13 protein-coding genes are annotated in these 11,577 nt (G+C 59.8%); 1 reads left to right on the top strand and 12 read right to left on the bottom strand.

The annotated features are described in order from the left end of the window. On the top strand, nt 1-351 hold a 351-nt coding region (locus tag FHL16_RS27945), incomplete at its 5' end, for a MipA/OmpV family protein (RefSeq protein WP_138739084.1). Between the two features lie 154 nt (nt 352-505). Here FHL16_RS27945 and FHL16_RS27935 read toward each other — a convergent pair. From FHL16_RS27935 to FHL16_RS27880, 12 genes are all read right to left on the bottom strand, one after another. Next, complete coding sequence (locus tag FHL16_RS27935) at nt 506-904, bottom strand: transporter (RefSeq protein ID WP_010457712.1); 399 nt, start codon at nt 902-904, stop codon at nt 506-508. A gap of 10 nt (nt 905-914) precedes the next feature. Further along, entirely contained in the window at nt 915-1,289 is a 375-nt protein-coding gene (locus tag FHL16_RS27930; RefSeq protein WP_010457711.1) for an EamA family transporter, read from the bottom strand. Beyond that, nucleotides 1,286-2,206: a hypothetical protein gene (locus tag FHL16_RS27925; protein WP_010457709.1), complete on the bottom strand. Its 921-nt coding sequence runs from the start codon at nt 2,204-2,206 to the stop codon at nt 1,286-1,288. The genes FHL16_RS27930 and FHL16_RS27925 overlap by 4 nt, the downstream gene beginning before the upstream one ends. Nucleotides 2,207-2,473: 267 nt before the next feature. Next, nucleotides 2,474-2,803, bottom strand: coding sequence for a GlpM family protein (locus tag FHL16_RS27920; protein ID WP_169857921.1), 330 nt, complete (start codon nt 2,801-2,803; stop codon nt 2,474-2,476). An 8-nt stretch (nt 2,804-2,811) separates the two neighbouring features. Further along, nucleotides 2,812-4,140: a sigma-54-dependent transcriptional regulator gene (locus FHL16_RS27915; protein WP_010457707.1), complete on the bottom strand. Its 1,329-nt coding sequence runs from the start codon at nt 4,138-4,140 to the stop codon at nt 2,812-2,814. Further along, entirely contained in the window at nt 4,137-6,038 is a 1,902-nt protein-coding gene (locus tag FHL16_RS27910) for a sensor histidine kinase (protein ID WP_077749905.1), read from the bottom strand. The genes FHL16_RS27915 and FHL16_RS27910 overlap by 4 nt, the downstream gene beginning before the upstream one ends. A 161-nt stretch (nt 6,039-6,199) precedes the next feature. Next, complete coding sequence (locus FHL16_RS27905; RefSeq protein WP_010457705.1) at nt 6,200-6,934, bottom strand: amino acid ABC transporter ATP-binding protein; 735 nt, start codon at nt 6,932-6,934, stop codon at nt 6,200-6,202. Further along, nucleotides 6,931-7,602: an amino acid ABC transporter permease gene (locus FHL16_RS27900; RefSeq protein WP_010457704.1), complete on the bottom strand. Its 672-nt coding sequence runs from the start codon at nt 7,600-7,602 to the stop codon at nt 6,931-6,933. The genes FHL16_RS27905 and FHL16_RS27900 overlap by 4 nt, the downstream gene beginning before the upstream one ends. Further along, nucleotides 7,602-8,348, bottom strand: coding sequence for an amino acid ABC transporter permease (locus FHL16_RS27895; RefSeq protein ID WP_010457703.1), 747 nt, complete (start codon nt 8,346-8,348; stop codon nt 7,602-7,604). Before FHL16_RS27895 ends, FHL16_RS27900 begins: the two co-directional genes overlap by 1 nt. A gap of 192 nt (nt 8,349-8,540) precedes the next feature. Further along, on the bottom strand, nt 8,541-9,467 hold the full coding sequence (locus FHL16_RS27890; RefSeq protein ID WP_042933025.1) for a glutamate/aspartate ABC transporter substrate-binding protein: 927 nt from the start codon (nt 9,465-9,467) through the stop codon (nt 8,541-8,543). 286 nt (nt 9,468-9,753) lie between these two features. Continuing rightward, nucleotides 9,754-10,164 (bottom strand): DUF4440 domain-containing protein, encoded by a 411-nt coding sequence (locus FHL16_RS27885; protein ID WP_077749904.1) that lies wholly within the window; start codon nt 10,162-10,164, stop codon nt 9,754-9,756. Next, complete coding sequence (locus tag FHL16_RS27880; RefSeq protein WP_077749903.1) at nt 10,145-11,512, bottom strand: DHA2 family efflux MFS transporter permease subunit; 1,368 nt, start codon at nt 11,510-11,512, stop codon at nt 10,145-10,147. Before FHL16_RS27880 ends, FHL16_RS27885 begins: the two co-directional genes overlap by 20 nt. Between the last annotated feature and the right edge of the window lie 65 nt (nt 11,513-11,577).

Raw genomic sequence — 11,577 nt, 5'->3', positions numbered from 1 at the left:
GTGTTGGGGCGTGTTGGCGGGGAGGTGGGTTATCCACTGGGTGGCGGGGTGATTGGGAGCTCCGGTCTGACCGCGCATTTTGCGGATGCGCGGCAGAGTCAGACTTTCTTCGGCGTCAGTGCCAATGAGTCACAAGCCTCGGGGATTCGGCCGTACAACGCGGGCGGTGGTTTGCAGAATGTGGCTTTGACTCAGAGTTTCGAGTTTCCGCTGGCGCCGCAGTGGTCGTTGTTGACCAGCGCGAGCTGGATTCACCTGACAGGTTCTGCGGCGGACAGCAGCCTTGTCAAAGAGCTCGGTGAGACCAACCAAGGGGAAGTGCAGGCGGCACTGGCCTACAAATTCAACTAAGCACTTGTGGCGAGGGAGCTTGCTCCCGCTGGGTCGCGAAGCGGCCCCCAAACTTGGCAACTCATTCTTCCAGAAATACCTCGCCAGCCTGTTTTACGACTGCTGCGCAGCCGAACGGGAGCAAGCTCCCTCGCCACAGGAATTGCGGTGATTTTCAGGTTTCTTCGCCCTCGGCCAGCAACGCAATCCCGCCCATGATCACCGCCACCCCCACCCAGTGCAGCACGCTGATCTGCTCGCCCAGCCCCAGCCACGAACCGAGCAACACCCCGACAAACACCAGCGAACTCAGCGGGAACGCCAGGGACAGACTGCTGCGCCGCAAGATCAGCATCCACACGAAAAACGCGCCGATGTAGCAGGCAATCGCAAACCACACCCCGGGATTGACCGCCACAGCCAGCAGCCATTGCAGGTTGAAATCCATCTGCCCCAGCTGATCTCCACCGACCTTGGTGGCGATCTGGCCGGCGCTTTCAAACCCGATCAACAACGCCCACAGCACCACCGTACCGAGGCGTTCATGCAGCCAGTCGGTCTTGTTCCTGATCATCGCTTCTGCCTCATGCATGGGTGACACACACGAGCATCACGCCCGCCGTAATCACTAAAGTGCCGAGCCAGCGCCGCCGGCTGACGGTCTCGCCGAGGATCAGTTTGCCGGCCAGCACCACGCCGCAGTACGCCAGCGCCGCCGCTGGAAACAACAGGCTCAGCGGCGCCCGGGACAGGGCTTCGAGCCAGACGAAAAATTCGATTACGTAGGCGCCGATCCCGCACCACAGCAGCGGCGCGTTGAATACCTGGCCCCAGAACGCATTCAGGCGAAACCCGCCTTCGAGCTCCGGTAAACGATCCAGGCCGAGCTTGAAACAGAGCTGGCCGATGACGTCCAGGACAATGGAAAACGCCACCAGCACAATCACGGTGAAGGTCATGGAAACAACTCCTCGAACAGATCGATCAACGCCTGGTTGGTCGCCGCGTTGCGCAGCAGATCCGCTTCGCTCCAGCGTTCGGCCGGGGGCTGGTCCGACTTGGCTTCCCAGCGCTTGAGGGCATTGCTGAAGGCGGGTCGGGCGTACTCGCCGCAGATGTCGATGCCGAGGATTCGCTTGCTGGCCGCCAAGGCTCTGATGGCTTGCAGCAAGTGGCTCAAGCGCATGCCGCCCTGGTCCCAATTGGTCGCCGCGTCTTCGCAGGCCAACACGTCTTTGTCGAGGGTGATCCACACTGCGCGGGTGGGCAGGCTGGCGATCATTTGTTCGAGAAACACCGGCCAGTCGAGCTCCGCCAGATTGCGCCAGTGCAGCAGGTTTTCCTGCTGCCGATGGCCAGCGCCGTCACCGACCCGGCCCCACACTTTCGAGGGCGGGCGCTGCCACGGAAACAGCTGCAACACGCCGCGTTTGAGCGCCCGGACATTGCCGCCCTTGAGCTGTGGATTCTGCAGGTCGTCGCTGCACGGGCCAAGGGTGACGATGCGCTGGATGTTCGGCAGTTTCAGTGCCTGATTGACCCACGAACCGCAATGCCGACGGGGGGCGAAGCGGACCCAGTCGGGGTGGTTGTCGAAGTGAATCAGGCTTGCCGGCTCCGGCAAATCAGTCAGAAACGCCGGGGTCAGATGGTGGTAATCACCGGAACCGACGAAGAAGATTTCCGGTTGCGGGCCGCTGTGCCGGGGCCGTTGCTGCAAGCGTTCGGCGAACCGCCGCCAGGTCCGTTCGCTGGACCACAGCCGCAGTTTCGGGCCGAGGTCGAGCAAGTCGAGGCGTTTGGCACGGCCGCTTTCCAGCAGCCGCGAGATGGGCGCCTGGGCCGTCAGGCTGTGGTCGAGATCTAAAATGTTCAAGGTCGCAATTCACCCTTGGCAGACCCTCCCAGACACCGGCTTCATCCATCATGAAAGCCGGCCGAGGGGGCTTTTGGGGGTAAATGCAAGGGGCGGGCCAGCCGTCTGCTGCACTGAAATTCATTGTGGCGAGGGAGCTTGCTCCCGCTGGGCTGCGAAGCAGCCCCTAAGCGGTCAAGGAGGTTTTTCTGCTGAAACTCGATTGCAGGTAATGGGGTTGCTTCGCAACCCAGCGGGAGCAAGCTCCCTCGCCACAGGGGGGGATGGTCAAGCGTGGAGGCGGACCCAGACGGTGACGAGGACGGTGGCCGCCATCAGCCACGCCACTGCCGCGATGGCGAGCGACGCTTCAAGCCGCATCCGGTCGACCATCACGTACAACGTCGCCAGGTAAACGAAGTACGGAATGATCGACCACATCCCGAACACGATGGTGGTCTTTAAATCCTCCAGCGAACGCCCCTTGCCGACGATGTAATGCGCAATCAGCGCAAAGGTCGGAAACAGCGGCACCAGGCCTGCGATGTAATAGTTTCGGGTCTTGGCCAGTGCGGCGAGGATGACGACCACCGCCGCCCCCAGCGCTGCTTTGAGGATCAGGTCCATCAGTGGCTCAGCCCGTATTTCTTCACTTTGTCGAACAGCGTGGTCTTGGCCATTCCCAGTTCCAGGCTGGCCTGGGTCAGGTTGCCGCCGCTGCGTTGCAAGGCGTCGCTGAGCAGGTTGCGTTCGAACGCTTCCACTGCTTCGGCGAAGGCCAGACCCTGATTGCTGCCACTGGTGCCGGATTTCTTGAAGGCCGGCAGGCCAAGGGCAAAACGCTCGGCGACGTTGCGCAGTTCGCGCACGTTGCCCGGCCAGTCGTGGCTCATCAGGTTCGACAGGGTCTGGTTGTCCAGTTCCGGCACGGCGCGGTCGAAGCGCAGGGACGACTGCTGCAGGAAGTGTTCGAACAGTTGCAGGATGTCTTCGCGACGTTCGCGCAACGGCGGCAATTCGAGGGTCACCACGTTCAAGCGGTAATACAGGTCGCTACGAAACTCGCCGGCCTTGCTCGACTCGTCGAGGTCGGACTTGGTCGCGGCAATCACCCGGCAATCCACGGCCACGCTCTGGTTCGAACCCAGGCGTTCGAGGGTGCGCTCCTGCAACACCCGCAGCAGTTTGATCTGCAAGGGCAGGGGCATGCTTTCGACTTCATCCAGGAACAGCGTGCCGCCGTCGGCGTGTTCGATCTTGCCGATCCGTCGTTTACCGGCGCCGGTGAACGCGTTGGCTTCATGGCCGAAGATCTCGCTTTCGAACAGGTTCTCCGGCAGGCCGCCGCAGTTCAGCGCGACGAATTGCTTGGTGTGGCGGCGACTGAAGTCGTGCAGGCAGCGCGCAACCAATTCCTTGCCGGTGCCGGTTTCGCCTTCGATCAGCACGTTGGCCGAGGTATCGGCGACGTTGGCGATCAGTTCGCGCAGGTTCTGCATGGCCGGCGAGCGGCCGATGATCCGACCTTCGAGGGAATCGCGCTCCGCCAGTTGCCGGCGCAACGAAGACACTTCCCGGGCCAGGCTGCGTTGCTCCAGCGCGCGGCGGGCGACGTCCACCAGGCGTTCCGGGGAGAAAGGTTTCTCCATGAAGTCATAGGCGCCTTTCTGCATTGCGCCGACGGCCATTGAGATGTCGCCGTGGCCGGTGATCAGCACCACCGGCAAGCTGCGATCGCGCGCCTTGAGCCGGGTCAGCAGTTCCAGGCCGTCGATGCCCGGCAGACGGATGTCGCTGATGACGATGCCGGCAAAATTGTCGCCAACCCGCTCCAGCGCTTCTTCGGCGCTGCCCACGCCCACGCAGGGAATGTCTTCCAGGGTCAGCGCCTGTTGGCAGCCGAGCAGCACATGGGGGTCGTCTTCGACGATCAGCACACTAAGGTCGTTGTTCATATTGGCTCGGCGTGAGTGGGGCTTACCAACGGTAAACTGAGGACGAAGGTGGTGCCACCGCTGGCCGGGTGTTCGACACCCAGGTGCCCGCCGGTGGCGGCGGCCAGGCTGGCGGATAGTGTCAGGCCCAGGCCCAGGCCTTGTTCGCCGGGTTTGGTGGTGAAGAACGGTTCGAACAAATGCTTGCGTGCTTCGGCGTCGATACCGTGGCCGTTGTCGCGCACGCGCAGGCGATATTTGCCATCAAATGCTTCGCCTTCCAGCCACAACTCGGGCAACGGTTGTGCCTGCATGGCATCGAGGGCATTGCCGATCAGGTTGACCAGGATCTGCTCGAGGCGGGTCTGGTCGATCTGCACCTGCACGTCTTTGAAGTCACGATGCAGTTGCAGATGGACACTTTCCACGCGACCTCCCAGCAGTTGCAACGCGGCATCTACCGCTTTGCCAAGGCACGCCTGGCCCTTGTCGTCACCGCGACGGGCGAAGGAGCGCAGGCTGGCGGTGATCCGGCCCATGCGGTCGATCAATTCGTTGATGGTCTTCAGGTTGGTGCTGGCCACGTCCAGTTGACCGCGTTCGAGAAAGCGCACGGTATTGCCGGACAAGGTGCGCAGCGCCGCCAGCGGCTGGTTCAGTTCGTGGGCGATGCTGGTCGACATCTGGCCGATGGCGGCGAGTTTTCCGGCCTGCACCAGCTCATCCTGGGCGCGGCGCAACGTCTCTTCAGCCTGACGCCGTTCGCGGATCTGCCCCTTGAGGCGTTCGTTGCTGGCGCGCAGATCCGTGGTGCGTTCGGTAATCCGACGCTCCAGTTGATTGTTGGCTTGCTGCAGGGCTTCACGGGCGGCGAGGCGGGTGGCGATCACCTTGCGCCGCTCGTTCCAGGCAATCAGCAGGAACGCCACCAGGGCAAACGCCACTGCCACCAGAATCCCTTGATTGATCGCTTCACGGCGCAAATCCTGGAGCGGCGTGAGCAGGGTGAAGTTCCACGGGGTGTCGCTCAGGGGGCGGGTCTGCGAGAGGTAGCTGATGTCCTCTTCGTCTGACTCCACTTCACTGTTGGCGGGGAAGGTCAGTTTTTCTTCACCTTCGGCCAGTTTTTCCCGGGCCAGTGGCTGCAATTCGTTCAGCGGGAACCAGTAGTACTGCAGGCTGCGGGCCAGTTTTTCCTTGGTTTCTTCGCTCAACGGAACCACCGATTTGAGCCGTCGTGCCGGATCGCTGGACAGAATGATGATGCCGTTCTCGTCGCTGACAAAGGCTTCGAGGCGCGCACGCTGCCAGCGTTCTTCCATGGCTTCCAGGCGGACTTTGACCACCGCGACGCCGATGATCTTGCCGTGTTCTTCCAGGCCGTGGGCCAGGTAGTAACCGGGTTCGCCGTTGGTGCTGCCGATCCCGTAGAAGCGCCCAGGTTGACCGCGCACGGCGTTCTGGAAATAGGCGCGAAAGGACAGGTCTTCGCCCAGGTAACTGTCGACATCGCGCCAGTTGCTGGTGGCCATGACGCGGCCGGTGGTGTCCATCACGTAGATGGCCCGACTGCGGCTGCGCCGGTTCAGGCCTTCGAGGTAATCATTGACCGTCTGCCGGTGTTCCGGTGACGGGTCGGCCAGCAGTTTTGAAACACTGGATTCAAGTTCCAGCAGGCTGGGCAGGTAGGTGTACTTGCTGATCTCGCTCTCGACGGCGCGGGCGTGCAGTTCAAGCTGACGCTGGCCGTTCTCGCTGAGGCTGCGAATCCCGTAGTGCTCACTGACCCAGAAGCCGAGGTAACCCAATCCGATCATCAGGGCGATGACCAGGGGGGGCAGGAACAGATGGCGAATCAGACGGGGTTTCACGGCGAGTGATGGCGGCGCAGCGCGATAGAGAGTGGGGTCGCATTTCATCACAGATGCCTTGGGTCAACCACAACACTTACTTGTAAATCGCCGCGGACCCTTGTGGGAGCGAGCCTGCTCGCGAAGGCGGTGGATCAGCCAATGTCGATGTTGACTGTTAAGCCGTCTTCGCGAGCAGGCTCGCTCCCACAGGGGGGCGGTGGTAGAACTTAGTGCTGCAGAATCTTGTTAAGGAAGTGCTGTGTACGCTCGGCGCGGTGGGTGATATCGCCGAAGAAGTCCTCTTTCTTGCAGTCTTCGATGATTTTGCCCTGGTCCATGAAAATCACGCGATCCGCCACTTTGCGGGCAAAGCCCATTTCGTGGGTCACGCACATCATGGTCATGCCTTCGTGGGCCAGTTGCACCATCACGTCGAGCACTTCGTTGACCATTTCAGGGTCCAGCGCCGAGGTCGGTTCGTCGAACAGCATGACGATCGGGTCCATCGCCAGCGCACGGGCAATTGCCACACGCTGTTGCTGGCCACCGGAGAGCTGGCCCGGGTGCTTGTGGGCGTGAGCCGAGAGGCCAACGCGCTCAAGCAGCTGCAGGCCTTTCTTGGTGGCTTCTTCCTTGCTGCGGCCCAACACCTTGATCTGCGCAATGGTCAGGTTTTCGGTGATGGTCAGGTGCGGGAACAGTTCGAAATGCTGGAACACCATGCCGACGCGCGAACGCAGTTTCGGCAGGTTGGTCTTCGGGTCGGCGATGGACGTGCCATCGACCACCACGTCGCCTTTCTGGAACGGTTCCAGGGCGTTGACGCATTTGATCAGGGTGGATTTGCCGGAACCGGACGGCCCGCACACCACGATCACTTCGCCTTTTTTGACCTCGGTGCTGCAATCAGTCAGTACCTGGAAGTCGCCATACCACTTGTTGACTTGCTTGATAGAGATCATACGGCAAACCTTTTTTGCAGACGCTTGACCAGCAGCGAGGCGGCAAAGCTGATTGTGAAGTACGTGAGACCTGCAAAGATCAGGAACTCATTGGAGCGACCGATGATGTCGCCACTGGCACGGGAAGCATTGAGGAAGTCCACCAGGCCGACCGCGTAGACCAGCGAAGTGTCCTGGAACAGGATGATGCTCTGTTGCAGCAGCAGCGGGGTCATCTTGCGGAACGCTTGCGGCAGGATGATCAAACGCATCATCTGGCCATACGTCATGCCCAAAGCCTGGGCAGCACCCATCTGGCCCTTGGGAATCGACTGCACGCCGGCCCGGACGATTTCGCAGAAGTACGCCGCTTCGAACATCATGAAGGCCACGATGCAGGAGGCGAACGCGCCGATCGGGGTGTCTTCGCCGGTGATCCAGCGCAGCACGAACGGCACCGCCAGGTAGAACCAGGTGATGACCAGCAGCAGCGGGATCGAACGGAAATAGTTGACGTAGGCGCCAGCCAGGTTCGACAGCAGTTTGCTGTGGGACAGACGGCACAGCGCAAGGATGGTGCCGAGGATGATCCCGCCGACGACGCCCAGCGCCATCAGTTGCAGGGTCATGACCATGCCGTTCCACAAGCCCGGCAGGGACGGAACGATACCCGAGAAGTCGAATTCCATCATTTACCCCCTACGGAGATCAGGCCCGGTACGGCGACTTTCTTCTCGACCCCACGCATCAGCAGCATCAGGCTCATGTTCAGGGTGAAGTAGATCAGGGTGGCCAGGGTGAACGCTTCGAACAGGTTGGCGGAGAACTCGGCGGTCTGTTTGGTCTGCGCGAGCAACTCCATCAGGCCGATCAGCGACGCCACGGAGGAGTTCTTGAACACGTTCAGGAATTCCGAGGTCAGCGGCGGAATGATGATCCGGTAGGCCTGGGGCAGCAGCACGTTCCAGTAGATCTGCGGCAGTTTGAAACCCATGGCGCGAGCGGCGGCTTCCTGGCCACGAGGCAGCGCCTGGATGCCGGTACGCACTTGTTCGCATACACGAGCAGCGGTGAACAGGCCCAGGCAAACGACGACGCTGAGGAAAGCCGAGGTGGTCGGGTTCAGGTCCTGTTTGTACCAGTCCTGCAGGTTTTGCGGCAGCAGATCGGGCACCAGGAAGTACCAGATGAACAGCTGAACCAGCAGCGGCACATTACGGAAGAGTTCGACGTAGCAGGTCGCGATGCCCGATACGATGCGATTCGGCACGGTGCGCATGACACCCAGAATCGAGCCCAACAGCAGCGCGATGATCCAGGCGGCGACGGCGATGGCAATGGTCCAGCCCAAACCGGAGAGGTACCAGTCGAGATAAATCTCACTGCCCACGCCGGTGGACTTGAAGAACACGCTCCAGTCCCAGTTGTAATTCATTAGGGTCTCCCCTCAGATCGTTCGATGTACAAGTGCCCGCCTGGGGAAGCTCCGTTCCCGCCCGACTCTGGTGGTCAGGCACACACGAGCGGCTCGACAACCACCGGTTCGAGTGTTTCCAGAAATGCCAGCAGGGAGTGACTATCCCCTGAAAGGGCAGTGGCCCTCTCAGGAGATAAGGTTAGTCAGAATTCAGGACTTTTTTTCTACAGGCTTGTCGTCAGCCGCTTTATCGGTCGGATTGGCGATCAGGGCCTTGAGCTCGTCGCTCATCGGGAAGTTCAGGTTCAGGCCTTTAGGCGGGATTGGCTGCATGAACCATTTTTCGTAGATCTTGTTGATCTCGCCCGAAGCGTAGGTTGCCTTGATGGCGTCATCCACCGCCTTCTTGAACGGCTCGTCGCCTTTGCGAACCATGCAGCCGTAGATCTCGTAGGACTGTGGAGTACCGGTCACGGCCCAGTCATCCGCCTTCTTGGCTTTGGCTGCTTCACCGGCCAGCAAGGCGTCGTCCATCATGAAAGCCACGGCGCGGCCGGTTTCCAGCATCTGGAAGGATTCGCCATGGTCTTTGGCGGAGATGACGTTCATGCCCATCTGCTTGTCGGCGTTCATCGACTTGAGGATGCGCTCGGACGTGGTGCCCGCGGTAGTCACGACATTTTTGCCTTTCAGGTCGCCGAAGTCCTTGTACGCGGAGTCTTTCTTGGAGAGAAGACGCGTACCGATTTCGAAAATGCCGACGGAGAAGGCAACTTGCTGCTGACGTTCCACGTTGTTGGTGGTGGAACCGCACTCGACGTCCACGGTGCCGTTCTGCACCAGCGGGATACGGGTTTGCGAGGTCACGAGGTTGTATTTGACCTGGAGGTTGGGCATGTCCAGGTCTTTCTTGATGGCTTCGACGATTTTCAGCTGGATATCGTGGGAGTAGCCGACCGGTTTGCCGGAAGCATCAGCGATATAGGAAAACGGGATGGAAGCGTCACGATGCCCGAGGGTGATCACACCGGACTCTTTGATCTTCTTCAGTGTGCCGGTGAGTTCGGCAGCGAAAACTGGAGTGCTAATCAGAGCGGCAGCAATGGCTGCGCCCAGGATATGGGGAACGATGCGCATCAAATTTTCCTCGACATTGTTTTTTTTATGGAGCCAGTTCATCGGCCCTTTTGTGCTTCGAATGCCTGACGGCTCCTGAAGTGGGTGCACAAGAGACATTCGTCCAAGAGTGTAGAGCATGACTCGTGCCAGGCCAGGTGAGTCAAGTTAACTTATTGATTTAGAAAGGGATTAAATATTTATGGCGTTCTTTTTTTGTGAAGGATAATCCGGTTAACCGAATCGACCGACAGGTCGTGTTCGGAAAACCGAATAGTGTTTGGGGCTGCCAGCTGATTATCGAAAATCAACTTTCCTGGCTTAGCGGCGTTTCATGCAGGTAGATCCACTGGGCGTTGTGGTGATGCAGGCCAATGATCGCCACCGAAACCCTTGAGCTTTCGCGCTGGTCGAGGCGATGGGTTTCCTTGTAGCGGATCGCCACGCTGTGGCCTTCCTGCCAGACCGTTTGCAGGTCGCTGATGATGATCTCCAGACCTGGCTTGGCGCCGATTGCACCTTTGAACATCTGTTCGACCGTCGCCCGGCTGACGATGGCGGCCGAGGTGGTGACCATGCTGAAGTGCTCGGCGAATGCCGACATCAGCGGCTCGAGCATGGCCTGTCCCTGACCGTTTGCATCGGAGAACAGGGTTTGAATCAACTCGTGCACGTGATGAACGCTGTGGTGCGCCTGTTCAACTATTTTGTTGTGCATGACAGTCCTTTTGAGTGTTCAACTGACTCAGTTGAAAGAGTGGAAACAGACCCGCCAGCGCGGCGATGGCGAAGGTCGCGTGATAGGCCTGGGTGGTATCGAAGTGCTTCAAGAGCAGGTTGAAAACCATCAGGAACAGGGCGGCACCGATGCTGAATGACATCTGTCGGTTGATGTTCCAGATGACACTGGCCTTGTGCGTGTCATTGCCCTCGAAGTCCATCAGCGATGTGGTTTGTGCGGTGTTGGCACCGATGCCACCGCCAATCCCCATCAAGCTGTAGGCGATGACTATTACCCAGAGGTCCGAGGGATCGTTGACCAATAACAGGGTGGCGATGCCGGCGCTGTGCAACAGCATGCCGAGGGCAAACAACCGCTTGGCGCCCATCCGGTTGTAGGTCCGGCCACAGATCAGCATCGCGATGAACGCGCCGATGGCGTAGAGGATCATGAACATCCCTGTCAGTCGGGCGCTGAAGTGCAGGGTGTTTTGCAGGAAGAAGATGCTCATCAGGTTGACCCCCGTGAACACACCGGGAATCGCGTAATAGATAAAGATGGAGGTGCTGAGTTTTTTGCTTTTGAGCAGGCTCAGTTCAATGATCGGGTTTTTGCAGCGGCGGTAGTGCAGCCCGTACAGCAGGACAAACGTAACGCCGGCCGTGACGAAGAGGGCGGCCACCCAGGCCGGAGCGTCGCCGCCATACAACGACATGCCCATCAACAGGCTGCCGAGTGCGGCGCTGACCAGCAGCAAACCCTTGATGTCGGGCCGGGGCAAACTTGTCGGCCGCGCTTCATTGATCCAGAACCAGGACAGCAAAGCCGCGATCAGCGAGAACGGGATGTTGCTGTAGAACACCCAGCGCCAGGAACTGCTGTCGACGATGATGCCGCCGATGGTCGGTGAAATGGCGGGCGCTATCAGGGCAACAGCCATGACCAACGTGGATATTTTCGCCCGCTGCTCACCCTTGAACAGGTTGAATGTCAGTGCCTGGCCGACTGGAATCAACAGACCGCCGCCCATCCCCTGGACGAAGCGCCAGATCACCAGCTCGTTGAAACTGTCGGCCAGCCCGCACATCCACACGGAGGCTGTGAACACGATCATCGAGGCGGTGAGGATTTCCCGACTGCCAAAACGACCGGCCAGCCAAGTGCTGACCGGGATGATCAGTGTCAGCCCCAGAATATAAGCGTTAGCCACCCAGGCAACGTCTGAAGTACTAACGTGCAGCGCCGCCGATAGAGTCGGTAGTGCGACCGCCGATATAAAGATGTTAATGCAGTCTATAAAAAAGCCGATGAGAAATATCAGTGCAACTTTGTAGCGATAGGTCATGTTGTTTCCCCTTTGTCGCACAGCATAGGGGCGATGGACTTGAACTGTCGATACGACTATCCTTG

This window comes from Pseudomonas sp. FSL W5-0299, assembly GCF_005930655.1.
Classification (GTDB): Bacteria; Pseudomonadota; Gammaproteobacteria; order Pseudomonadales; family Pseudomonadaceae; genus Aquipseudomonas; species Aquipseudomonas mandelii.
Note: the sequence above shows the minus strand (reverse complement) of the source record. Positions and strands in the feature narration are given on the sequence as shown.